Raw genomic sequence first — 22,440 nt, forward strand, 5'->3', positions numbered from 1 at the left:
CTGACTAGTCAGTCAGCTACTTAAAAAGACGTTGCGAACGGGAAACAAGTTGCCGGTAAGTGTGCGATGGGGAGCCACGAGACGCGACGGCACGCTGTGGGACGACCCACCGCGAGAAGTCAGAAAAGAGTCCGAGAGAGTCGGCGGTACGGTCGCGCGCTACAGGCTGCGGTCGATACGGTCAGCGACCTCGTAGCCGGCGACGATGCCGCCGTTGAGCGACCGTTCGGGGTACTGCGCTTCCGACGCCATCCCCGCGTAGTAGACGCCTTCGGCCACGTCGTCGCCGAGGTCGTACGGCACCACGAGGTCGAGGTAGCCCCGCTCGTACACCGGCCCGGCCCGCGGGTTGCGGGCGATTTCGAACTCCTCGACCGCCGAGCGGTCGAACTCGGGGAACATGTCCGCTATCTCGTCGAACCACACGTCTTCGACCTCCTCGTCGCTCATCTGCCAGAGCTCTTCGTGCGGCCCCTGCACGTAGCTCGCGACGTACAGCAGGTGGTCGCCGCCGTAGCGCTCTTTCGGCACGAAGTTCGTGTGCTCGATGAGCGACCCGAACGGGGCGTCGTGGGCGATGTTGAGCCAGTAGGTGTCCATCAGCGACTCCGACATGGTCGCCAGTCCGCAGACCGCGCCTTGGAAGTCGATGTCGCAGGGGAAGCCCGTGAGGTCTTCGAGCACGTTCGGCATCGTCGCCACGACGACCGACTCGACCTCGTGTGTCTCGGTCCCGTCGTCGGTGTCGACCGTCAGCGTCGAGACCGCCTCGCCGTCGGTGTCGAGTTCGGTCACGCGCGCGCCGGTCTCGATGTGCTCGCGGCCGACCGCCTCGACCAGCGCGTCGATGAAGGGGGCGAAGCCGCCGTCGAAGTAGCCGAGTTTCTCGCCGCGCAACAGGTCGCGCTCGCCGCGGAAGCGAACGCGCCCGAGGAACCACGACGCCGACACGTCGTGTTTGCGCTCGCCGAACTTCCCGTCCAAGAGCGGGTCGACGAAGTTGTCGTAGACGCCGCGGGTGGTGTGCTCGACGACGAACTCCTCGATGGGCGTGTGTTCGTACTCGGCGAGTTCCTCGTAGGCGTCGAAGTCGGGGATACCCCCGCGCACGTCGACGCCGAGGGTGAGCATACCGAGGCGGAACTTGTCGTAGAGGCTCATGTGGGGGTAGGCGGCGATCTGCCACGCGGTGTCGAGGGGATGGACGACGCCGTCGACGTAGTAGGCGTTCTTGCCGATGCGCCACTCAAGGTCGTCTTCGAGGCCGAGTTCTGCGGCGAGTTCGACGATAGTCTCTTCGGACTTCGAGAGGTGGTGGTAGAACTTCTCGATGTCGTCGCCCTTCGTGTCGTAGGTTGCGGCGAGGCCGCCGAGGGAGTCGGCCGCCTCGAAGACTCGAACGTCGTGACCCCGGTTCTGGAGTCGGTACGCCGCGGCGAGGCCCGCGATGCCGCCGCCGACGATGCCTATCATGCTCGGACGTTCGAGGTCCGGCTGAAAGTCCTTTCTGATTAGCCGGCTTCGGAAATGACGGGTGGTGTTTTTAACCCCGCTCGACTGAACACCGGGCATGCACGGCGCTCCGTACTGGCAGGCGACGCCATACACGATCCCCATCGGGGTCGGTGCGGTCATCTTGCGGTAGCGAGGAAACCCCGCCGTAAACGGCGGGGAGGAATCGCGTTCGTACACAGTACCCCTTGACTCACAGCGGCCCCTCGGTGTCCAGTGCTTTCGCACCCTGTATGACGAGTCCTCGCCACGTCAGCCCGTGTGCTTCTTTTACTTCGCTCAGTTTCTCGTATTCTTCGTCGCTCACTTCGATGTTCAGGTTCGGCATCTATGCTATAACTTAGTGAATCAATAGTTTTAACTTTCATGGTTTCGAGTGTTCTACTGTGACCGCTACTGCCACCAAGACGTTGCAGGCCACGCTCGCGCCCCCAACGGCGCACAAAGAGCGTCGGCTTCAACGGACTGTGGCTACCTACCGTCGTGCCCTCTCCGAATCGTTTGAGAGTGGTGCGACGACACAGACAGCGGTCAACGACGTTGTGACGCCATACACGCTCACGTCCTACGCAAAAGACGCGCTCAAATCCTACGTCCCGAAACTGCGGACCACATACAACGCTTCGGAGTTGAAGGATGACCACCCCGTTCGATTCACGAACCGTGGGTGGCGTCTCGACCACTCCGAAGAGCGACGACACGAGTTCTGCTGGCGCGTCCCACAAGCAGGACGTGGCAACGCCTTCTGGATTCCGCTCCGCATCAACCCCGCTCAGCGAGAGTTGTGGGACGACCTTCTCGATGGTGACGTATCGGTCGGAGAGTTCCGACTTCAAGAACACCGCACCAACTGGGTGCTTCACGTCACTGTTGAGTACGAGGTCGCGGAGCCAACTGAACCAGACGAGCCGACGTACATCGGATTCGATATTGGGGAATCTAAACTCCTGACGGGCTGTGCCCTTCGGGACGGTACTCCAACCCAACCGTATATCTACGACGGTGGTCGTGCCCGACACCTCCGCAAAGAGATGTTCACGACGCTCCGCCGTCTTCAAGAGCGAGACGCCGAGTGGCGTATTCAAGAACGATTCAACCACTACCAGAACGCTCTGACGGATATTGTCGAGAAGGCGTCTCGGGGAGCCATCGAGTACGCCCGACAGTTCGAGAATCCCGTTATCGTTCTCGAAGACCTGTCGCACATCCGCGAACATCTGGACTACGGCAAGTGGATGAACCGCCGTCTCCACAACTGGGCGTTCGCACGACTCACTGGCCGAATCGAAGACAAAGCCCGTGACGCGAGTATCTGTGTCCGATTCGTGAATCCCGCGTACACCAGTCAGACGTGCCATGAGTGTGGACACATCGGCTCTCGTAGTTCCCAAGCCATGTTCCGCTGTACGAACGACGAGTGTTGGGTGACGGAGTACCAAGCAGACATTAACGCGAGTGTGAACATCACACGTCGCGTCAACCCGTGGGGAGAGAGGTGTGCGCTGAAACTGCACACCGATGACTCGCCACAGGACAGGAGTGCTTGTGACAGCACCACAGGACACCGCGAGCAGAGTCGGCAATCCCGACAGACGACGCTCGGGGACTTTAGTTCTGAAACCTCCGACGACGAGACTTCCCTTGTAGGAAGCCCCGCCCTTTAGGGCGGGCGAGGATGTCACCTTCGTCGTTCTCGCCGCCTACCTCTTTCGCCGCCGGACGGCGCGCCGACTCGTCCCCGGTGCGACCCTCGGCGCGGTTCTGTTGTTCGCGTCTGGATTCTGGATGGGAACGTACGCGCTCGAACTGTCCGTCACGGACTTCTCGGCGAAGGTGCTGTTGAACCAACTCGGCTACTTCGGCATCGCGCCGCTCCCGCTCCTGTGGTTCGCCTACGTGGTGCGCCACGCGGGCGTGAAACTGGAGTCCCGAGTCGTGTGGGCGGCGCTCGGGTCCGTGCCGGTCGCCGTCGTCGCGCTCGTGCTGACGAACCCGTGGCACGGCCTCATCTGGACCGACCTCTGGCTCAACGCCGACCACGGGTTCGTCGTCCTCGTGAACGAACACGGGGTCGCGTTCGCCGGCTTCATGGTCTACGCCTACGTGCTCATCCTGCTCGGCTGTGGTGCGCTCGTCCAGACGTCTTTTCGGTCCGACGGCGTGTACCGGAAACAGACGCTCGGTCTCCTCGGCGGCGGCCTGATCCCCGCGGTCGGGGGTCTGGTGTACGTCACCGGGTTGAGTCCGACCCCGGGACTCAACATCCCCGTGCTGGCCTTTTCGGTCGCCTCGGGGGCAGTCGCCTGGAGCGTCTTCCGACACCGGCTGTTCACGCTCGTCCCCGTCGCGTGGGAGTCGGCCGTCGAATCGATGCACGACGCCGCGCTCGTCCTCGACAATGACGGGCGCGTCATCGACGTCAACCCCGCGGGCGAGCAGTTCCTCTCGCTTCCCCTCTCGGACGCCTACGGACAGTCCGTCGTGCGCGTTCTCCCCGCGGAACTCGTCGACGCGCTCGACGGCGTTCCGGAGTCCGACGCGGAGGTGGAGACGACGGTCCCGACGGACGACGGCGAGCGCGCCCTCCTCGTGGAGACGACGCCGCTGGGCGACGAGTCGAACATGACCGGGACGCTCGTCCTCGTCCGCGACGTGACCGAACGGGTCGAACGCGAGCAGCGGCTCGAACGCCAAAACGAGCGGCTCGACGAGTTCGCGTCGGTCGTCTCCCACGACCTGCGGAATCCGCTCACCGTCGCCCGCGGCTACCTCGAACTCGCAGCCGAGACCGGCGACGAGGAGTACTTCGAGCGGATCGAGGAGGCCCACGACCGGATGGAGAACATCATCGAGGACCTGCTCACGCTGGCTCGGGAGGGCGAGACGCTCACCGACGTGACGCCGGTCGCGCTGCGAACGGTCGCACAGGAGGCGTGGGACGGCACGGTCGTCGGCGACGCGGCCCTCGACGTTCAGGTCGACCGCACTATCGCCGCCGACCGAGGCCGACTCCGACAGCTGTTCGAGAACCTGTTTCGGAACGCTGTCGAGCACGGCTCGACGGGCAGTCGGGATGCTCCCGACGACGCTGTGGAACACGGTTCCACAGGCAACCAGACTACGTCTGGTGACGCTGTGGAACACGGCGGCGAAGACGACGACGCGCTCACCGTCACCATCGGCGCGCTCGACGACGGCTTCTACGTCGAAGACGACGGGTCGGGCATTCCGGAGTCCGAGCGAGCGGACGTGTTCGAGCGGGGGTACACGACCCACGAGAACGGAACCGGCTTCGGCCTGCCCATCGTCAAGACGATTGCGGACGCCCACGGCTGGTCGGTCAGCCTCGGCGAGTCGGACGCCGGCGGGGCGCGGTTCGAGTTCACCGGCGTCGAGAGCGACCCCGAGCCCGCGAACGCGGAGCAGTCGACGAGCGACTGAGCGCGCGGCGAGGGGTCGGTTGCGACGTTCGCCACATTTTTATCTGCGATAAGGCAACAGCGGGGCATGGTTACGGTCCGCGCACCCGCCACGAGCGCCAACCTCGGAAGTGGGTTCGATGTTTTCGGCGTGGCTCTCGACCGCCCCGCCGACATCGTTCACGTCGAACGGGCGGACCGGACGACAATCGAAGTGACCGGCGTCGGCAGCCAGTACATCCCGACCGACCCCGACCGGAACGTCGTCGGCGCGGTCGCGGAGGCGCTCGACGCCCCCGCACACATCCGCATCGACAAGGGCGTCCGCCCGTCGTCCGGACTCGGCTCGTCGGCGGCGAGCTCGGCCGCCGCCGCCGTCGCGCTGAACGAACTGTACGACCGCGGCCTCTCGCGCGAGGAACTCGTCCCCGTCGCCGCCGAGGGCGAGGCGGTCGTCTCCGGCGAGGCCCACGCTGACAACGTCGCGCCCGCGCTCCTCGGTGGGTTCACCGTCGCGACCGACGAGGGTGTCACGACCGTCGACGCCGACATCCCGCTCGTCGCCTGCCTCCCCGAAATCGCGGTCTCGACCCGCGACGCCCGACGAGTCGTCCCGAGCGACGCCAGCATCGAGGACATGGTCCACACCGTCGGCCGAGCGGCGACCCTCACGGTCGGGATGTGCCGCCGCGACGCCGACCTCGTCGGTGCGGGGATGGACGACCGCGTCGTCACGCCCGCGCGGGCGGAACTCATCAACGGCTACCACGCGGTCCGCGAGGCCGCCCTGGACGCGGGCGCGTCCGGCGTCACCGTCTCCGGTGCCGGTCCCTCGGTCCTCGGCGTCTGCCAAGCGGCCGACCGCACCCGCGTCGCCGGGGCGATGCTCGAAGCGTTCGACGAAGCGGACGTGGCCGCCCGCGCCTACAAGACGCGGGTCGGTCGCGGCGCTGAAGTATTCGAACTCTGAGTGGTACAGAGAGAACCACTCGCACACGCTATTCTCGCCTCTTTCCGCTCCTGAGCCACTGTAACGCGTTGTCGCGGTCGGTGGTAACACGATTCCGAGAAGACTTTTCTCACTATCACGATATATTCGAACCATGGAACGAGCACTCGTCGTCGTCTCCCCCGAAGAACGGTCGCAACGAATCCTCCGCGAGGCCGGCGAACTGGCCGCCGGCAGCGGCGCGGAACTCATCGTCCTCACCGTCCTCCCGGACGAGGAGTTCGAGCGGACCCGCTCGGCGCTCGCCAGCGTCGGCTCCTCTGACGTCGTCTACGGCATCGACCAGGCTGTCGAATCGGCCACCCGTCGGGCCAAGCGCGTCGCCCGCGAGGCGTTCGAGGGCCTGGACCTCGACTACCGCATCGTCGCCGACATCGGTCCCGAAGCCGACACCATCCTCGAAACGGCCCGCTGGGAGGGCTGCGACCATCTCTTCATCTCCGGTCGCCGCCGCTCGCCCGCCGGCAAGCTCATCTCCCGAGACCTGACGCAGTCGGTCATGCTCAACTTCGACGGCCCGGTCACCGTCCTCCTCGGCGAGGAGTCGTCGGACGACGCGAAGGGTAAGTCGGGACTCCTCGCCTGAAGCGGGCGGCGCGCCGAGTCGGAAAAAATCGAATCGAAAACCGAGACGGCCGGTCGTCGACGGGTTTCGCCGGTTAGACGCCGCGGCCCTGCAGCTTGTCCTCGTCGGCCATGCCGACGTTCGCCTCGCCTTTCATGCCCTTGCCGATGCCGGAGGCGATGTCGGCGAGCGTGTCGGGGTCGTCCCAGTTGTTGACGGCCTCGACGATGGCCTCGCCCATCTGTTCTGGGTCCTCCGCGCCGAAGATGCCGGAGCCCACGAAGATACCGTCGCACTCGTGGTACATCATGAGCGCGGCGTCCGCGGGCGTGGCGATGCCGCCGGCCGCGAAGTTGACGACGGGCAGGCGACCCATCTCGGCCGTCTCGTGGACGAGTTCGGCGGGCGCTTCGTGCTCGCGGGCCCACTTCTCGCGCTCGTCGAAGTTGAGTCCCGTCAGGCTGCGAATCTGGTGTTTGATGGTGCGCTGGTGCGTGACCGCCTGGTTCACGTCGCCGGTGCCGGCCTCGCCCTTGGTGCGAATCATCGCCGCGCCCTCGTTGATGCGGCGGAGCGCCTCGGGGAGGTTGCGCGCGCCGCAGACGAACGGCGAGGTGAACTCGCGCTTGTCGATGTGGTAGTCGTTGTCCGCCGGGGTGAGCACCTCGCTCTCGTCGATCATGTCGACGCCGATTGATTCGAGAATCTGCGCCTCGGTATAGTGGCCGATACGGGCCTTCCCCATCACCGGGATGGAGACGGCGTCGATAATCTCCTTGACCGTCTCGGGGTCGGCCATCCGGGAGACTCCGCCGCGCTTGCGGATGTCGGCCGGGACGGCTTCGAGCGCCATGACGGCGACCGCGCCGGCTTCTTCCGCGATTTTCGCTTGCTCTGCGTTGACGACGTCCATGATGACGCCGCCCTTCTGCATCTGGGCGAACCCGCGCTTGACGAGTTCGGTCCCGCGCCGAAGCTCCTCCAGGTCGGTCTCCTCTGGCATATCCGTCGCTTGCGACTGGGTTTACTTAAGCGGTCGCTTCCATCCGGCAACAGTTCGCATTCCACACAGGACGTGTTTCGCGGTGGGCGACTCCGGCCGCGGTCACCGAGACCGGCATCACTTTTGCATCCCCCCGCTTCGGCGTGGGTATGGACGCGGCGACCCGACTGCGCCGACTGCTCGACGACGACGACCTCCCGGCGGGGGCCGACCTCCCGCGGTGGCTCGCGCCCCTGCCGGAGTGGCTGGAGAACTTCGGCCTCAACATCGCGTGGCTCGTGGTCGTCATCAACCTCGTCGGGACCGCCTTCGGCTTCTGGTACTACGGCTACCAGTTCAGCATCGAGCCGACCGCGATGTGGCCGCTCGTCCCCGACAGCCCCGTCGCCACGCTGTTCATCGCGCTGTCGCTCGCGCTCTGGAAACTCGGACGGTCCAACGAGTACGTCAACGCCCTCGCGTTCTTCGGCTGTCTCAAACTCGGGCTGTGGACGCCGTACGTCCTCCTCGTGTTCAAAAGCGACTTCTCGTACCTCCACTGGGCGATGTACAACTTCCTCTTTTGGAGTCACCTCGCCATGGTCGTCGAGGCCTTCCTCATCCAGCGGTACGCCGAGTTTCCGTCTCTGGCCGTCCTCGTCGCGGTCGGCTGGTACGGTCTCAACGACCTCGTAGACTACTTCGTTCCCATCGTGGGCACGCCCCACCACACGCTCATTCCGGCCGAGCCAATCGTCGATGGGGTCGTCCAGCACGTCTCGCCCGCCCACGAGTACGCCGCGGCAGGCGCGGTCCTCCTGACCGTCGCGGCGACGTTCCTCGCGCTCGCGACGCGGGTCGCGAAGCTCGAACGCGGCGGCATCGACTGACCGAGAACCGACGACCCGTCGGCCGACTCGGACGTAGCCTTTTGTTCCGGCGCACCGAACCGACAGGCCATGCGCCTCTTCGACCGCGTGGCCGACCTGCCGGTGGCCGTCGAGTCCGTCTCCCGCGACCGCTTCGAGAGCGACACGTCGAGCGGCTTTCTCCGCAAGACGACGGTGTTCTCGCTCGCTGGCGACGGCGCGGTCGGCCGCGGCGAGGACGTGACGTACGACACGGAGGACCACGACGCCCTCGCCGACGCCCCCGAGGACGCCTTCGACCTCGCCGGAAGCTACGACTCCTTCGCCGACTTCTCCGCGGCGCTCGACGGGGTCGACCTGTTTCCGACGAAGGATCCCGAACGCGAGACGGCCGAACACTACCGGCGCTGGGCGCTCGAATCCGCCGGCCTCGACCTCGCGCTCCGGCAGGCCGACACCGACCTCGCGTCCGCCGTCGACCGCGAGCGTGACCCGCTCCGGTTCGTCGTGAGCACCCGCCTCGGTGACCCGCCGTCGGCCGACCGCGTCGAGATGCTCCTCGGTCGCGACCCCGACTGCGAGTTCAAACTCGACCCGACAACAGATTGGCACGACGAGCTTGTGTCGTCGCTCGCCGCCCACGACCGCGTCCGCATCCTCGACCTCAAGGGCCAGTACGAGGGAACCGAGGTGGACCAGGAACCCGACCCCGAACTCTACGAGCGCGTCCTGTCGGGCTTCCCCGACGCGGTCGTGGAGGACCCGGCGTTCACCGACGAGACGCGCCCGCTGTTCGACGGCCACGAAAACCGCGTCTCGTGGGACGCGCCAATTACCGGCGTCGAATCCGTCGAAAACCTGCCGTTTGAGCCGTCGTGGCTGAATATCAAACCCTCGCGGTTCGGCACGGTCGAGTCGCTGTTCGACACCATCGAGTACGCCGACGACCGCGGGATGTCGCTGTACGGCGGCGGGCAGTTCGAACTCGACGTGGGTCGCGACCACATCCAACTGCTCGCGTCGGTGTTCTACCCCGACGGCCCGAACGACGTGGCCCCCCGCGAGTACAACCTCCCCGACCCGCCGGCGAGCCTGCCGACGAGCCCGCTCGAACCGGGCGATGACCCGTCAGGTATAGACTTCTAAGAACCGAAACCCGACCGCACAAAAGACGCGCCGAGGGGTGCGCTTGCCGCGCTCACTCGCCTTGCTGTACTTCGAATATCTCGTCGGCGACGAGGCCGTGGGCCTCTTTGTGGACTTTCGCTCCGGCCTCCTTGTTCGGCGCCTCGAAGAGGCAGAACACCGCACCGTCCGTCTCGTCTACCCAGTAGTGCTTGTAGTTCACCCCGTACTTGTCCTGCGTCTCGAGGTCGGCACGGTGGGCTTCAGCGACGTCTTTCGCACTCCCCTCTACGTTCCGGTGTACGTCCATGTATAGCGGCATGGTTGCTAGAGTATAGCATTCCAGAGCGGATAATCGTTCTTTATCATTTACCAGAACATTCTGATACAACCGTCAAACGTTCGCTCAATCGGGTTCTCTCTGGATACCTCCACACAGTGTTGTATCACATAGTAGTCAGACAAGCGCCACCTCGACGACCGTGGTATCAGGATAGGTCGGCCCGAATCGGGTTCTCCACGGTCACCCGCTGCGTCAGTTCAGTCGTCGTTCGTCCGAAATTCGTCACTGTCGGCGTGGGCGCGGACCCACAACTGGCCGATTCGGGAGAGGCGCGTCCGGTAAGACTTCCCGCGTTCCTCCTGTTCGATGTAGCCCTTGCCGCCGGGGCCGAGGCGGTCGACGTTGTAGATGACCTTCGACCGGAAGGAGTCGGTGTACTCCTCGTTCATCTCGCGGGCGAGTGCCTCCGCGAGTTCGGAGACAGACCCGAACTCGCCGTGCTCGCCGAGTTTGAACAGGATGACCTCCTCGAACGGCTTGACGTTGGAGAAGGAGGCCACCGGGAGTTCGACGATGTGGCGGCCGTCAATCTGCTTCGCGCCGATGGTCGTGCCGCGCTCGTCGAACTCCGACAGCAGGTCGGAGGTGGCGTCGAGACGCTCGCGGATGCGGTCGGCGTCGATTTCGCCGGATTCGAGGAGGTCCTGCAGGAGCGCGCGCTCGGTTCGCAGCTCCTCGGCGAGTTCGGTTTCGAGGTACTTCTCGGGGGCCGTGTAGTAGGTGTGGATGCGCTCGCGGTCGGCCTGTCGCTCGACCATGATGGAGTGGGCGGCGGTGGCGAAGGCAAAGGAGACCGGCCGGGGCATCGCGCTCACGTTGACCCACACCTCGCCGGGTTCGTCGTCGTCGCCGCGGAGTTCGTCATCGGCGTCGAGTTCGGCGTTGATGAGGTCGTACGCCTGCTCGAACGCCGCGTCGTAGTCGTACACGTCGTCGACGATGACGCGCTCGGTCTCCGCGCCGAGGAGGTTCTCGAAGTCCTTGCCGAGTTTGCCCGAGAGGTTCCGCGAGTACTCGACGTTCGCCTCGCTCCCGACGGCCCCCTCGAGGAGGATGACGCGGTCCACGTCCAACTGATCGCGGATGAGCGGCGCGATGAGTCGGTCGTAGTCGAACCCGACGGGAACGATGTGCGTCTGCATACGTGGTACGTGGGAGGGGTTGGTTATGAAACCGACCAACTGACCCGACTATCACATCCCGTCCCACACCGCACGCCCCCAGCGCTCCCACACCACCCACGCCACCACGCCGCCGACGAACGCGACGCCCAGATTCACCGCGACACCGACGACGCCGATAGCGACCACGAGGGGGTAGCCGTCCGCGCGGGTCAGACTGGTCAGACTCGTCCGCGCCAGTTGCAGGCCGATAATCGCCAGGATGACGCCGAGCATGGCGACCGGGTAGGCGGCGACCACGTTCGCGGCGAACAGGGCGACGAGGACGTAACCGACGCCGAGAATCACGTTCGCGCCGGCGGTCCGCGCGCCGAAGGCGTACTTGCCGGCGACGCCGCCGCTGCCGTGGCACATGGGAAACCCGCCGAAGGGGACCGCGAGGAGGTTCATCGCGCCCATGCTGGTGGCGAGTTCGTCGGCGGAGATGTCGCGGTCGAAGTAGTCCGCGAGCAGGACTGACGTGGCGAGCGCGGCGTTGCCGACGGTCATCGCCAACTGGGCGACCGCGGCCTCCGCGGCCGAGAGCGAGAGGTTGTCGAGCGAGAGCAGTCGGGCGTTGCCGACCGACGGGACGGTGAGCGACAGGTGTCCCACGTCGGCGAAGGCGACCGCGCCACCGACCGCGAGGACCGCGAGGGCGCTCACGTTCGAGCGTCTGGTGAGGAGGGCGACGGCGGCGACGGCGACCGCAAGACCGGCGAGCGGGAGGTCACCCGCGCCGAGTTCGAGCCCGGTCGAGAGGAGGACGAGCGCGACGCCGAACTGGACGCCGCGGACGACCGGCGCGCCGATATAGCGACTCACGCGACCGAGCGAGCGGGTGCGACCGATAGCGAGGAGGACGACGCCGAGGCCGAACCCGGCGAGGAGCGCCTCGCCGGTCGTGACCGTCTCGGCGAGGACGAGCGCGGCCAGTGCTTTCATCGGTTCGACCGACAGCGGGGCCGCGTAGTACAGCCCCCAGACGACCTGAAACACGCCGAACCAGACGAGCACGACGGCCAGCGAGAGGTCGGTCAGGCGGGCGACGGCGACGACGATCGGAAGAACCGTAACCGAATCTCCTACCGCGCCGGTGAACTCGTGCCACTCGAAGTCCACCGCGAGTTCGTCGCCGTACGGGAAGGAGACGCCCATTTGGATGGTGATTCCGCGTCGACGGGGAAATGTATTTGCGTAATCGGGAACCGGAACGATGGTAGTCTTGAGAAACCTAATTAGGTTACGTGCGGCCGCGGGCGAACCCCACGGTCACTCGAACGTCGAGAGATCGAAATGGACGCCGCCGCGGAGGTAATCGACGCCCATGAACAGCATCACGGGGGCGAGCAGGAGCGCGAACAGGCCGCCGAAGAGGGCGTCGCCGTGGGCGTCGAGGACAGACGAGAGGCCGTTCACGAGTATGGCCAACCCGAAGCAGACGTAGCCCGCGCCCGCGACGACGTGCCACCGGAGCGTCGTCGACCCGAGCGCGACCGACTCGCGGACACCCGCGACGACCAACAGCACGCCGGCGGCGATAAACAGCGCGAACCGGGCGAACGAAAGTGGGTGAGCGAACGCACCGAGAAACGCGAGGCCGCCCGCGATGAGCAGGTCGAACACCCCGATGACGGAGAGAAATCGACGGTCCATGTGCGCCGGTCTCGGTGCAGACGTGAAAAACCACCTACATCTTCGCGGGCGACGATGGCGACCGGCGACGGCCGACAGTCAGCAGACCGCTCACCGCGTCATCGACAGGTCGGCCGCGGAAACGACGGTTGCGAACTCCCGGTTCAGGTGCGCCAGCGCGGTGCGGTGCATCTCGTCGGCCGAAAAGCGCTCGCCGTCGTGGCCCTCGCGGTCGAACGTCGCGGTCGCGTCCGCCGGGAGGTACACCTCGAAGCCGAGGTTCTCGGCCATCCGGGTGGTCGTCGAGACGCAGTGATCGGTCGTGAGGCCGCAGACGACGAGCGTCGCGTGGTCGCGCTCGCGGAGCCACGCTTCGAGGTCGGTCCCGATGAAGCCGCTGTTGACGCGCTTCGTGAACACCGGTTCGCCGTCGGCGGGTTCGGCCTCGGGCTTCCACGCGAAGCCCTCGCCGTCGCTCCGGAGCGGCGAGTCGGGTTCGGTGGAGTCGTGGCGGACGTGGACGACCGGACGGGCGGCCGCGCGCCACGCCGCGAGCAGGTCGGCGACGCGCGCTTCCATCTCGGGGTTGTTGCGGTCGCCCCACGCCGGGTCGTCGAAGCCGACCTGCATGTCGATACAGACGAGGACGGCGTCGTCGGGGAGGTCAGCGGCGGCCGGGAGGTCGGCGGCGGTCATCGGCCGGCCCTCGAAATGGTCCTCGTCATCAGTCGTCCGCCGGAGTCATCGGCACCTTCGGATGCTCGCGCGTGATGCGAATCGGACACTCGTCGGGCGCTTGGGACTCGTCGGACGAGAACATGTACTGCGGCCACTCGCGGTCGCCTTCGACGCCCCAGTCGCCGAGGTCGGCGTGCGGGCAGACGCCGTCGTACTCCTCGATGCGGTTCTGAATGACCTCGCGGGCCTTCTGGCCGGCCTCGGTGTCGGCGGTGATGCCGTCGAACAGCGCGCGCGGCTGGAAGGTGATTTCGAGGCCCCACGGACAGTAGCGGCTGACGCGCTCGTCGTAGAACGGCGCGCGGGTCGTCGGGAACATCGGTTCGCCGCCGAAGGAGAACTCCCACTTCGGGTCGTCAGGGTCGGTCGGGATGTCCGCCGGCCACGGCTCGGGGTCGTTGACGTGGAGGAACTGGAGGACGTGCCAGAGGTGTTCGTGGTAGTCGGCCTCGGCGAGGTCCTCCGCCGGCGGCTTGAAGAACGCGACGAGCGAGCACGCCTCGGAGTAATCCGGGTAGACGTCGAGATATTCGAGGAGCGTGTCGCGGAGCGCCAACAGCGCGTCCTTGTCGGTCATCGAGTCGACGAAGGTGTAGAGGGCGTCGCCGTTTCGCTCGGACTCGATGCCGAAGTAACACGGGAACGGCGCGCCGTCGCGGTCGCCGAGCATCGTCTCGCGGAACGTCTCGTAGTGCTTTCTCGCCCAGTCGGGGAGGTCGCCGTCGTCGAGGCGGCGGCGGAGCACGTCCTGCTCCATGAGCACTTGGTGACCCGACTCGTTCATGCGCGTCAATTGGAGTCCGCGGCTTTGAGGGTTCGGGTTCGAGGGGCGAACACGCCCCTCGAAACGACGGGTAACGGTCTTGTCGCCATTCGCGAAGCGGCCGTCGTCCCCGCCCTCAGAGTGGGCGGTCGAGTTTCAGGTACCGCGTCTCGTACCCCATCGACTCGTAACACGACCGGGCGGCGTCGTTATCGGCGTGGACGCTCAGCGCGGTCCGCTCGCACCCGCGGTCGCGGCCCCACTCGTGGGCCCGTTCGAGGAGTTCCGTGCCGACGCCCTCACCCCGCGCCGCGGGTGCGACGTAGAGGTCTTTCACCTTGGCGACCGACCCGCGAGCGAACACCGGCGGCGACTCGGAGTCGACGACCGTGACGTAGCCGGCAAGCGAGCCCTCGTCGGGGTTCGGCCCCGAGGCCGACTCCTCCGCGGCCGCGACGGCGACGAACGTCCGGGTGTCCTCCGCGTCCACCTGCTCGGTCCGGTAGTCGAGCGCCTCGGCCCGCACGTCCGCGTCCTCGGCCAGCGCGTCGTAGTCGTCGATGTCGCCCATCTCCTCGGCGAACGGGAACCACAGGTCGTCAACCAGCGCGTCCACCTCGTCGGCCCGAAGCGGTCGAATCTGCATGAGTCACCGACGACTCACGGCGGTGTCAAAAGAGTAACTATATTGAGCGGTCGGCGCGGTTCGTCGTGCCGACCCCACTCGGCCCGGGGCGCGACCGCTGCGAGCGCCTCACTCGATTTCGAGGCCGCCGGCGTCGGCTCCGTCGTCCGCGCCCTCGTCCCACTCCAGTTCGAACTCGATGCTCAGTTCGTAGGGACCGCCAGCGGGGCCCTCGCGTTCCGCTTTCACCTCGAACGTCGGCGACGCGGGCGGCTCCATCGTGACCGTCTGGTCGCCGGACTTCAGCGTAATCGGTTCGCCCGCGTCGAGCTTGTCGGCGACGGTTCGGAGATACGACGCGATTTCCGCTCGCGCCTGTCGGTTCTCGGATTTGAAGAGCACTTCTTCGGGCATGGACTGTAGGTTACACCTGCAGGGGGTTAAGCTTCGTTGCGGTGACGAAAACCGACGGGAGAGACAGCGCCGACGGTTCAGTCGGCCCGGAGGCCGTCGGTGAAGCGGGACTGGTTCTCCTCGGGCGCGGCAGCGGTCATCGCGGAGACGCCGACGGTCAGGACCGCGGACAGCGCCATTCCCCAGAGGGCGTAGTCCCACGTGAGGTAGGTCGCGCCGAACAGCGTCATCGACCCGACTTCGATTGCCGGAACGAACACGTGTGCGAGGTAGAACGCCTGCGAGCCGAGGATGCCGGCGAACATGCCCGTCCGGGTCGTCTTTGTCCAGTAGAGCGCGACGATGACTGGCAGCGCCATCTGGGCGAACCCGCCGAAGGCGGTGTCGCCGACCGAGACGAGCGTGCCGGGGCGGAACAGGCTGGCGACGAAGGTGAGCGTGGCGAACAGGGCGACGCCGATACGGGCCAGCCACGCCTCGCGGGCCTCGCTCGCGTCGGGGTTGACGAACGGCCGGTAGAGGTCGCGGGTGAAGTACGACGACCCCGAGAGGAGCATCGAGTCCGACGACGACATCATCGCGGCCATCGCGCCGGCGATGACGAGCGCGGCGAACCACACCGGCGTGTACTCGTTGAGGAGGACGGGAAGGACGTTCGCGCCCTCGGGCACGGAGATACCGAGGCCGGCGGCCCACGTGCCGAGGATGAACGCGGGCACGAACAGCAGGACGACGAGGACGGGCCACAGGGCGAACGAGCGCTTGAGGACCGCGCCCGACTTGGCGACGAAGAAGCGCTGGTTTATCTGCGGGAACATCGCCACGCCGAAGGCGATGGTGACGGCCGACGAGATGATGAACTGCGGCGAGTAGAGGCCGCCGCCGAGGGCGAGGAATTCGGGTTTGTTGGTCGCGAGGGCGTTCGACAGCGCCGTGGGGCCGCCGGCCGCGGTGGCGACCCAGCCGACCGCGAGCCAGACGACGCCGAGCATGAACAGCCCCTGGAGGGTGTCAGTCCACGCGACGCCCCGGAGGCCCGCGATGACGACGTAGGCAATCATGAACACCGTGATGCCAGCCGCGCCGGCCCAGTACGGGACGATTCCGTTCGTCAGGCCGACGATGGCCTCGCCCGCGCCCATCTGCTGGAGCATCACGTACGGGAACAGCCAAAACAGGCTGATACCAGCGACGACGGCGCGCAGGCGGGTCGAACCGAAGCGGTCGCCGAGCATCTCGCCGAGGGTGACGTAGCCGTGGGCGCGGCCGACGAGCCACTGCTTGTAGCCGACGACGTACCAGAGGATGGCGAACAACACGCCGTCCATGACGCCCATCACGAGAATCCACTCGGGGCCGGCACGGTAGGCGAGGTCGGGGCCGCCGAAGAACGTGAAGGCAGAGAGCAGCGTCGCGAAGGTCGTAAACAGGAGAACGACGGTCCCGATGGAGCGACCGGCGAGGTAGTAGTCCTCGGCGTCGCGGCTGGTCAGGCGGTAGGCGAGGAGGCCGACCGCGAGCGCGACCACGAGGTACGCGCCGACGACGCCGAGTTGGATGCCGAGCGCCGAGACCATCAGCGACCCTCCCCGACGATACCGCGGTCCCACGCCGTCCGGGTGAACAGGTGGAAGACGACTGCGGTCAGCCCCATCCAGCCGATGTGCCACCAGAGCCACAGCGGCAAGCCGGCGAAGACCCTGCTGTCGCCCCAGAGGAACCACGGAACGGCGAACGTCACGAGGATTGCGAAGACGGCAACCCAGCGGTAGTCGATGCGCACTCGCGTCATTCGTAGGAATGATAATCGACAACGAGGCGTAAATCTTACTCTATCGACCTACGTTGCCCCTCATTGAAGAACTATTTTCTTCAACAGGTGCGGTCGAACGACAGGAACCACCCACGGACGCGCACACGGCAGCGCCGACGCGGAAGGTGGGTCGTCCGCGGGTGAATCGACCGCCGGAACAGTTTCCAGCGGCGCGTGCGACCGTGGAGACATGGACTTCGGTATTCAGCTCTACTCGCTTCGCGACCTCGACGAACCGACGTCGGCGCTCGTCCGCCGCGCCGCGGACGCCGGCTTCGACGGCGTGGAGTTCGCGGGCGTCGACGACGCGCCGGCGGTCCGCGCGGCCCTCGACGAGACCGGGGTCGGTGCGCCCGCGGCCCACGTCCCCATCGAGGACCTCGAAGCCGACCTCGACGCGGTCTGCGAGCGATACGGCGCGCTCGGCGTCGAGACGCTCGTGGTGCCGTATCTGCCGCCCGAGGCGTTCGCCGACGCCGACGCGGTAGACGAGACCGCACACCGACTGGACGACCTGACCGCGAAGTGCGACGACCGGGGCGTCAGACTGCTCTACCACAACCACGACCACGAGTTCGTCACGGTCGAAGGCGAACCCGCGCTCGACCGGTTGGCCGAGGAGTCCGGCGTTGGTTTCGAACTCGACCTCGCGTGGGTTCTCGCCGCCGGCTACGACCCCGTCGCGTACCTCGACCGCTACGCCGATCGGACCCCGGTCGTCCACCTGAAGGACGTCGTCTGCGACGCCGACGCGGAGCGCGGCGGCCGACCCGTGTCGCTCGGCGAGGGAGAACTCGACATCGACCGCTGTCTCGCGGCCGCCCGCGACGGGTTCGTCGAATGGGCCGTCGCCGAACACGACTTCCCCGAGGACCCGGCGGCGTTCTGCCGGGACGCCGGCGAGTTCGTCTCGGTGCACCGAACCGACGAGGGGGCGTGACAAATTACACGGTCGGACAAAACGGCGGGAGAGCGACGATTCGTCGGCGTTTCGCGGGACACGGAGTCGGAGTCGAACGGTCCGCGAGCGTTCGAATCGTCGGCCACGATAGATATTTCCCTCGGGCGCAACTTATATAATGACGTTCGTGGGTCCGGCCCATGACAGCATCACAATCATCACATCACCACCCCCAACGGGGTGACTTCACCAATGGACGACACTGCAAAATATCTCATTCACGCTTCCATCTCCGCCGACGGGGTCGTCGAACGGAGCGACGTCGTCGGGGCCGTCTTCGGCCAGACCGAGGGCCTCCTCGGCGACGAACTCGACCTCCGCGACCTCCAACAGTCCTCCAAGGTCGGTCGGATAGACGTACAGATAGACTCGGAAAACGGCCACTCGTTCGGCCAGATGACCATCGCCAGCAGCCTCGACAAGGTCGAGACGGCCATCCTCGCGGCCTCGCTGGAGACGCTGACCCGCGTCGGCCCCTGTCAGGCCGTCATCGAGGTCACGAACATCGAGGACGTGCGCGAGGCCAAGCGACGGATGGTCGTCGAGCGCGCCAAGGAACTCCTCTCGGAGTCGTTCGACGACACCGTGATGAGCTCGACCGAGATCCTCGAAGCGGTCAAAGAGAGCGTCCGCGTCGAGGACATCACCGAGTACAAGGGCCTCCCGGCCGGCCCCCGCGTCGCCGACTCGGACGCCATCATCGTCGTCGAGGGGCGCGCCGACGTCCTCACGCTCCTCCGCTACGGCATCAAAAACGCCGTCGCAGTCGAGGGGACGAACGTCCCCGACGCGGTCGCGGGGCTCACCCAAGACCGGACCGTCACGGCGTTCCTCGACGGCGACCGCGGCGGCGAGCTCATCCTGCGCGAACTCTCGCAAGTCGGCGACGTGGACTACGTCGCCTTCGCGCCCGACGGCCGGTCGGTCGAGGACCTCGACCGTGCGTCGGTCGTCCGCGCTCTCAGGAACAAGGTCCCGCTCTCGTCGCTCCCGGACGACGGCGACGGTGACTTCCGGGCCGCCGTCGCCGCCGCCAACGGGACGGGAGACGTTCCGACGGACCCTCGCACGGAGTCGCCGACGACTGACGCGTCGTCGACTCCAGCCGCAGACGGCCCCGCGAACAGATCGGCCGATGCGGTCAGCGAAGCGCCCGCCGAGGGCGGCAGCGGGGGCACCGTCGCGGTCGAAAAGCCCACCGAAACGAGCGCGGATGCCGATGCCGACGCCGACGCGAACGGCGGGGTGCTCACCGAGTCCGAGGTCGAAGCCGTCGCCGAGGCGGTCGAACCGACCGACCAGCGGCCCTCGCTCGCCGACCACGTGCGCGAGGTCATCGCCGACGAGAGCGGCATGGCCCGCCTCTTGGACGACGACCTCGGCATCGACGACGAGGTCGCGGTCGAGAAGGTGTACGACGCCGTCGAGTACGCCGACCCCGCCCCGGCGCTCGTCGTCGTCGACGGCGAGGCGAGCCAGAAACTCGTCGATATCGCGGCCCAGCGCGGCGTCGGACACGTCGTGGCGCGCTCGGCCGGCGAGTACGTCAAAAAGCCCGTCAGCGTCCGCGTCAGAACCGCGGACCAGTTCCTCGACTGAGGACCGGACGCGGCCCGACGCCAGCCGAGACGGTCAGCCCTCGCTCGATTCGAGGACGAACCGTAGCCCGTCGTCGCCGTCGAACGCGTCCGGAATGCGAGCGTCACGGCGGAATCCGAGCGCCTCGTAACAGGCACGCGCGCCGTCGTTCTCCGGATGGACCAGCAACGTGAGCGGCGCGTCTGACGCTGGCCGGGAGTCTTGGTACGCTTCGACGAGCGCGGTGGCGCGCCCCTCGCGCCGGTGGTCGGGGGAAACCGCGAGTTCGGTCAGGTGCGCGCCGACGGCGAGCAGGTAGCCGACCGGCCGGTCGTCGGCGTCGACGGCGACGAGAAGTGTCCCGACGGCGGGCCACGCGTCCAAGAGGTCGGGGGAGGGATGCGAGACGAGTCGTTGGAGCGATTCGACGGCCGGCACGTCGGTGTCGCGGGCGGGGCGGACACCCGTCACGGCCGAGTCACCTCCGTCACAGTGGAATCCAGACGAGGACCGCGCCCAGCGCGCCGGCGAACGTGGCGAGGAAGTTGACCGCCTGATTACCGAGGCCGGCTCCCTCGACCGTCGCGCCGAGCAGACTGTCGACCGTCATTCCGACGAGTCCGCCGGCGAGAATCGCGAGGGCGGCCGTCTGGGCCGGTAGAGGAAGCACCAGCACGCTCACGCCGGCCACGAAGGCCGCGCCCAGCGCGCCGGCGACTTCGCCTTGCCACGTGACCGCGCCGTCGGTCCCGGCGGGAACCGGTTTGAGCGAGGTGATGAGCCGCGGCTGGTCGAACAGTCCGCCGATTTCGCTGGAGAGCGTGTCGCTCATCGCGGCGGCGGCCGACCCGGCGAACGCGAGCACGAGCAGGTCGCTGACGAACGGATAGCCGAGTGTCTGCGCCACGGCGTAGCCGACGACGGAGACGAGCGAGACGCCCGAGTTGCCGAGGACGTTGCCGGTCCCGCGAGCGCCGTCGTTGTCCTCGGCGACGCCGCGTTCGGCCTTGCTGTCGTAGCGGAACTTGGTGGCGAGCGCGCCGACGCCGAAGAAGGAGACGAGCACGAGCGCCCAGCCGAAGCCGCCGAAGACGACCGCGAAGAGAAGCAGGAGCACGCCGGTAATCATGCCGGCGACGGAGGCCGTGCCGAGGGCGTAGGCCGCGTAGCCGAGCGCGACCGTGAGGGCGAGCGCCACGCCGGTCTGCGTCGGCGACACCGGTCCCGCGAGCACCTCGACGCCCCAGAGGACGAGACCGATAGAGAGCATGACGAGCGGGTCGTCGCGCTCGTAGAGGGCCGTCCGAAGCACCGCGCCGACGAGGCCGCCGACGGCCGCGAGCAGGGTGAACCGGGCGAGAAGCATCGCGTCACCCGTCAGCGACGCGATTGCCGCCTGTCCCGCGGTGCCGGCGAGGACCGCAGCCGCGACGAAGCCCGCCGCGCGAAGCGAGTCGTCGGACGTTCTCGAATCCACCAGTCGCGCGCCGAGGTTGCCGTAGGCGAGTGTCAACACCGCGGCGGCGAACACCGAAAGCGGCATCGTGACGCGCGGGACCGTCGCCAAGAGGGCGAGGCCGGTCGCGGCCAGCGCGAACCCAGCGAGCCCGTTGAGCCGGCCGTCCTGCCGGTCGCCGGGGCGCGCGAACAGCTCGAAGAGGGGCCCGTCGTCGACGACGAAGGCCGCCAAGAGCGCGACTGCGGCGAAGGGCGCGAACGCGGCCGCGCCGAGACTGGGGGCCGCGAGGGCCAACGTCCCGACGACCGCGAATCCGCCCGCTCGCCGTACCGTGGAAGTCACACCATTCGGTATCCCCGACTCGCACTTAACCCTCCCGACATCACCGACGACCGCACCACCGCGAGTCCGCGGGTCGATGCCAATCCCGCGGGGTGGGCGGACCGACGCCGAACCCGAAGGGTTAGGAGAATCGCCGCGAGAACGACTCCCGTGGGACTGTACGACTCCTACCTCGCCCTCCGATTCCGCCTCGACGACGCCGACGCTCCCGAGCACGTGGCGCTCGTCATCACCGAGCGCGACCTGCTGGAACAGGGCGCGTACGAGACGCTCGAAGCGTTCGTCGGCTGGGCGTTCGAGTTCGGTAGCGACCGCGTCACCATCTCCGTGAGCGTCCTCGACGAGGCGGTCGTCCCGACGCTCGCTCGCGAGCTTCGCGACCTCGACGTTCCCCAGCGAGTAGAGGTCCGCGAGCCCGGCGACACCGAGCGCGCCGACGCCCCGGTGCAGGTCAGCATCGGTCTCGGCGGGAAACGCGAGTTCGCCTCGGTGGTGCAGTCGCTGGCCGCGGAGGTCGAGGAGGGCGCGCTCGACCCCGACGACATCGACGCCGCGGACATCGAACAGCGGCTTGTGTTCCCCGATGAACCCGACTTCGTGGTCAAGACGGGCGCGGAGCGCCTGTCGGACTTCATGATTTGGCAGTCCGTGTACGCGGAACTCTACTTCACCGACGTGAACTGGCGGGACTTCAGGAAGCGGGACTACCTGCGGGCGTTGCGGGACTATCAGGACCGCCAACGGAGATTCGGCCGCTAGGCCGAATCCCGTGGCTGGCGCGGCCGCGTCGCCGACACTCCCTCCTGACCGCACAAATATGTTGATTGAGTAGCAACACGAGCCCAATGCCCTCTACCTCGACCGACAGAACAGACCTGCTCCCGCCGCCATCCCCACCCAGCGAGTGGCTCGAAGACGGGCACGTCCTCCTTGCGCTCTCGCTGTTACTCATCCTCTGGCTCAATCTGCCCGCCCAGCCAGACTGGTCGTGGGCACTCGTCGGCGTCGCTGTCGTCCCGCCGTGGCTGTTCCTCGAATCGAGGGTGTCATAGAAGAGTTCTCACACCGTGATCACGGTACTTCCCGGATTGTCTCCACGTTCGTAGTTGGTGATTGCGACGACGAGGC

23 protein-coding genes and 2 pseudogenes are annotated in these 22,440 nt (G+C 67.0%); 10 read left to right on the forward strand and 15 right to left on the reverse strand.

The genetic code is table 11. The features are described from left to right. Positions 1 to 159: 159 nt before the first annotated feature. A complete protein-coding gene (locus tag AM590_RS12220; RefSeq protein WP_058827711.1) occupies positions 160 to 1,473 on the reverse strand; it encodes an NAD(P)/FAD-dependent oxidoreductase in 1,314 nt (437 codons plus the stop codon). 232 nt (positions 1,474 to 1,705) lie between these two features. Continuing rightward, positions 1,706 to 1,840 (reverse strand): hypothetical protein, encoded by a 135-nt coding sequence (locus AM590_RS21280; RefSeq protein WP_007543265.1) that lies wholly within the window; start codon positions 1,838 to 1,840, stop codon positions 1,706 to 1,708. Positions 1,841 to 1,898: 58 nt separating this feature from the next. Here AM590_RS21280 and AM590_RS12225 point away from each other — a divergent pair, with 58 nt between their 5' ends. From AM590_RS12225 to AM590_RS12240, 4 genes and pseudogenes are all read left to right on the forward strand, one after another. Continuing rightward, positions 1,899 to 3,176 carry an RNA-guided endonuclease TnpB family protein gene (locus tag AM590_RS12225; protein ID WP_058827712.1) on the forward strand — a complete coding sequence of 426 codons (1,278 nt, stop codon included), beginning with the start codon at positions 1,899 to 1,901 and terminating at the stop codon, positions 3,174 to 3,176. 19 nt (positions 3,177 to 3,195) lie between these two features. Further along, positions 3,196 to 4,953: pseudogene (locus tag AM590_RS12230) on the forward strand (histidine kinase N-terminal 7TM domain-containing protein); the annotation flags it as partial. Between the two features lie 66 nt (positions 4,954 to 5,019). Next, positions 5,020 to 5,901, forward strand: a complete 882-nt coding sequence (locus AM590_RS12235) for a homoserine kinase (RefSeq protein WP_058827713.1) — start codon at positions 5,020 to 5,022, stop codon at positions 5,899 to 5,901. Positions 5,902 to 6,034: 133 nt separating this feature from the next. Then, positions 6,035 to 6,526 (forward strand): universal stress protein, encoded by a 492-nt coding sequence (locus AM590_RS12240; RefSeq protein WP_058827714.1) that lies wholly within the window; start codon positions 6,035 to 6,037, stop codon positions 6,524 to 6,526. Positions 6,527 to 6,599: 73 nt separating this feature from the next. Here the strand turns inward: AM590_RS12240 and pdxS are convergent, their stop codons facing one another. Further along, the gene (gene pdxS / locus AM590_RS12245; protein ID WP_058827715.1) at positions 6,600 to 7,508 is read right to left on the reverse strand and encodes a pyridoxal 5'-phosphate synthase lyase subunit PdxS; all 909 of its coding nucleotides are present in this window, start codon (positions 7,506 to 7,508) and stop codon (positions 6,600 to 6,602) included. A gap of 149 nt (positions 7,509 to 7,657) precedes the next feature. Between pdxS and AM590_RS12250 the strand changes: the two genes are divergently transcribed. Next, positions 7,658 to 8,377, forward strand: a complete 720-nt coding sequence (locus AM590_RS12250) for a DUF1405 domain-containing protein (protein WP_058827716.1) — start codon at positions 7,658 to 7,660, stop codon at positions 8,375 to 8,377. 69 nt (positions 8,378 to 8,446) lie between these two features. After that, complete coding sequence (locus AM590_RS12255) at positions 8,447 to 9,502, forward strand: hypothetical protein (RefSeq protein WP_058827717.1); 1,056 nt, start codon at positions 8,447 to 8,449, stop codon at positions 9,500 to 9,502. Positions 9,503 to 9,554: 52 nt separating this feature from the next. Here the strand turns inward: AM590_RS12255 and AM590_RS12260 are convergent, their stop codons facing one another. The 10 genes from AM590_RS12260 to AM590_RS12305 all read right to left on the reverse strand — a co-directional run bounded on the left by AM590_RS12260 (position 9,555) and on the right by AM590_RS12305 (position 16,951). Further along, positions 9,555 to 9,803 carry a DUF4242 domain-containing protein gene (locus tag AM590_RS12260; protein ID WP_157575464.1) on the reverse strand — a complete coding sequence of 83 codons (249 nt, stop codon included), beginning with the start codon at positions 9,801 to 9,803 and terminating at the stop codon, positions 9,555 to 9,557. A gap of 218 nt (positions 9,804 to 10,021) precedes the next feature. Then, on the reverse strand, positions 10,022 to 10,966 hold the full coding sequence (locus tag AM590_RS12265) for a DUF6293 family protein (RefSeq protein WP_058827719.1): 945 nt from the start codon (positions 10,964 to 10,966) through the stop codon (positions 10,022 to 10,024). A 51-nt stretch (positions 10,967 to 11,017) separates the two neighbouring features. Further along, positions 11,018 to 12,142 (reverse strand): putative sulfate/molybdate transporter, encoded by a 1,125-nt coding sequence (locus tag AM590_RS12270; RefSeq protein ID WP_058827720.1) that lies wholly within the window; start codon positions 12,140 to 12,142, stop codon positions 11,018 to 11,020. Between the two features lie 114 nt (positions 12,143 to 12,256). Further along, positions 12,257 to 12,640, reverse strand: a complete 384-nt coding sequence (locus AM590_RS12275; RefSeq protein ID WP_058827721.1) for a hypothetical protein — start codon at positions 12,638 to 12,640, stop codon at positions 12,257 to 12,259. Between the two features lie 90 nt (positions 12,641 to 12,730). Then, a complete protein-coding gene (locus AM590_RS12280; protein ID WP_058827722.1) occupies positions 12,731 to 13,315 on the reverse strand; it encodes a cysteine hydrolase family protein in 585 nt (194 codons plus the stop codon). A 28-nt stretch (positions 13,316 to 13,343) separates the two neighbouring features. Beyond that, entirely contained in the window at positions 13,344 to 14,141 is a 798-nt protein-coding gene (locus tag AM590_RS12285) for a YqcI/YcgG family protein (protein ID WP_058827723.1), read from the reverse strand. 115 nt (positions 14,142 to 14,256) lie between these two features. Continuing rightward, positions 14,257 to 14,766, reverse strand: coding sequence for a GNAT family N-acetyltransferase (locus AM590_RS12290; RefSeq protein WP_058827724.1), 510 nt, complete (start codon positions 14,764 to 14,766; stop codon positions 14,257 to 14,259). A gap of 108 nt (positions 14,767 to 14,874) precedes the next feature. Beyond that, entirely contained in the window at positions 14,875 to 15,159 is a 285-nt protein-coding gene (locus AM590_RS12295) for an amphi-Trp domain-containing protein (RefSeq protein ID WP_004975456.1), read from the reverse strand. Positions 15,160 to 15,236: 77 nt separating this feature from the next. After that, on the reverse strand, positions 15,237 to 16,736 hold the full coding sequence (locus tag AM590_RS12300; protein ID WP_058827725.1) for a sodium:solute symporter: 1,500 nt from the start codon (positions 16,734 to 16,736) through the stop codon (positions 15,237 to 15,239). Beyond that, positions 16,736 to 16,951, reverse strand: a complete 216-nt coding sequence (locus tag AM590_RS12305; RefSeq protein ID WP_004042215.1) for a DUF3311 domain-containing protein — start codon at positions 16,949 to 16,951, stop codon at positions 16,736 to 16,738. The genes AM590_RS12300 and AM590_RS12305 overlap by 1 nt, the downstream gene beginning before the upstream one ends. Before the next feature lie 211 nt (positions 16,952 to 17,162). On the opposite strand from AM590_RS12305, the gene AM590_RS12310 reads away from it, so the two are divergent. Next, entirely contained in the window at positions 17,163 to 17,912 is a 750-nt protein-coding gene (locus AM590_RS12310; protein WP_058827726.1) for a sugar phosphate isomerase/epimerase, read from the forward strand. A gap of 213 nt (positions 17,913 to 18,125) precedes the next feature. Beyond that, positions 18,126 to 19,532: a DNA primase DnaG gene (gene dnaG, locus AM590_RS12315; protein WP_058827727.1), complete on the forward strand. Its 1,407-nt coding sequence runs from the start codon at positions 18,126 to 18,128 to the stop codon at positions 19,530 to 19,532. A 33-nt stretch (positions 19,533 to 19,565) separates the two neighbouring features. On the opposite strand, the gene AM590_RS12320 is transcribed toward dnaG, so the two are convergent. Together AM590_RS12320 and AM590_RS12325 are read right to left on the reverse strand one after the other, a co-directional pair. Next, complete coding sequence (locus tag AM590_RS12320) at positions 19,566 to 19,982, reverse strand: GNAT family N-acetyltransferase (protein ID WP_058827728.1); 417 nt, start codon at positions 19,980 to 19,982, stop codon at positions 19,566 to 19,568. A gap of 16 nt (positions 19,983 to 19,998) precedes the next feature. Further along, complete coding sequence (locus tag AM590_RS12325; protein WP_058827729.1) at positions 19,999 to 21,312, reverse strand: DUF92 domain-containing protein; 1,314 nt, start codon at positions 21,310 to 21,312, stop codon at positions 19,999 to 20,001. Between the two features lie 150 nt (positions 21,313 to 21,462). On the opposite strand from AM590_RS12325, the gene AM590_RS12330 reads away from it, so the two are divergent. Together AM590_RS12330 and AM590_RS12335 are read left to right on the forward strand one after the other, a co-directional pair. Continuing rightward, on the forward strand, positions 21,463 to 22,071 hold the full coding sequence (locus AM590_RS12330) for an undecaprenyl diphosphate synthase family protein (RefSeq protein WP_058827730.1): 609 nt from the start codon (positions 21,463 to 21,465) through the stop codon (positions 22,069 to 22,071). 86 nt (positions 22,072 to 22,157) lie between these two features. Next, positions 22,158 to 22,355, forward strand: a pseudogene (locus AM590_RS12335) (Rz1 protein precursor-related protein); the annotation flags it as partial. Positions 22,356 to 22,440 lie beyond the last annotated feature (85 nt).

This window comes from Haloferax sp. Q22, assembly GCF_001482285.1.
GTDB lineage: Archaea > Halobacteriota > Halobacteria > Halobacteriales > Haloferacaceae > Haloferax.

Bases quoted from the DNA above. Each gene is read 5' to 3' on its own strand.
- AM590_RS21280 (WP_007543265.1), bottom strand. From the start codon at position 1,840: ATGCCGAACCTGAACATCGAAGTGAGCGACGAAGAATACGAGAAACTG.
- AM590_RS12300 (WP_058827725.1), bottom strand. From the start codon at position 16,736: ATGGTCTCGGCGCTCGGCATCCAACTCGGCGTCGTCGGCGCGTACCTC.
- pdxS (WP_058827715.1), bottom strand. From the start codon at position 7,508: ATGCCAGAGGAGACCGACCTGGAGGAGCTTCGGCGCGGGACCGAACTC.
- AM590_RS12260 (WP_157575464.1), bottom strand. From the start codon at position 9,803: ATGCCGCTATACATGGACGTACACCGGAACGTAGAGGGGAGTGCGAAA.
- AM590_RS12280 (WP_058827722.1), bottom strand. From the start codon at position 13,315: ATGACCGCCGCCGACCTCCCGGCCGCCGCTGACCTCCCCGACGACGCC.
- AM590_RS12270 (WP_058827720.1), bottom strand. From the start codon at position 12,142: ATGGGCGTCTCCTTCCCGTACGGCGACGAACTCGCGGTGGACTTCGAG.
- AM590_RS12290 (WP_058827724.1), bottom strand. From the start codon at position 14,766: ATGCAGATTCGACCGCTTCGGGCCGACGAGGTGGACGCGCTGGTTGAC.
- AM590_RS12255 (WP_058827717.1), top strand. From the start codon at position 8,447: ATGCGCCTCTTCGACCGCGTGGCCGACCTGCCGGTGGCCGTCGAGTCC.
- AM590_RS12250 (WP_058827716.1), top strand. From the start codon at position 7,658: ATGGACGCGGCGACCCGACTGCGCCGACTGCTCGACGACGACGACCTC.
- AM590_RS12295 (WP_004975456.1), bottom strand. From the start codon at position 15,159: ATGCCCGAAGAAGTGCTCTTCAAATCCGAGAACCGACAGGCGCGAGCG.
- AM590_RS12310 (WP_058827726.1), top strand. From the start codon at position 17,163: ATGGACTTCGGTATTCAGCTCTACTCGCTTCGCGACCTCGACGAACCG.
- AM590_RS12235 (WP_058827713.1), top strand. From the start codon at position 5,020: ATGGTTACGGTCCGCGCACCCGCCACGAGCGCCAACCTCGGAAGTGGG.
- AM590_RS12305 (WP_004042215.1), bottom strand. From the start codon at position 16,951: ATGACGCGAGTGCGCATCGACTACCGCTGGGTTGCCGTCTTCGCAATC.
- AM590_RS12285 (WP_058827723.1), bottom strand. From the start codon at position 14,141: ATGAACGAGTCGGGTCACCAAGTGCTCATGGAGCAGGACGTGCTCCGC.
- dnaG (WP_058827727.1), top strand. From the start codon at position 18,126: ATGGACGACACTGCAAAATATCTCATTCACGCTTCCATCTCCGCCGAC.
- AM590_RS12265 (WP_058827719.1), bottom strand. From the start codon at position 10,966: ATGCAGACGCACATCGTTCCCGTCGGGTTCGACTACGACCGACTCATC.
- AM590_RS12275 (WP_058827721.1), bottom strand. From the start codon at position 12,640: ATGGACCGTCGATTTCTCTCCGTCATCGGGGTGTTCGACCTGCTCATC.
- AM590_RS12220 (WP_058827711.1), bottom strand. From the start codon at position 1,473: ATGATAGGCATCGTCGGCGGCGGCATCGCGGGCCTCGCCGCGGCGTAC.
- AM590_RS12240 (WP_058827714.1), top strand. From the start codon at position 6,035: ATGGAACGAGCACTCGTCGTCGTCTCCCCCGAAGAACGGTCGCAACGA.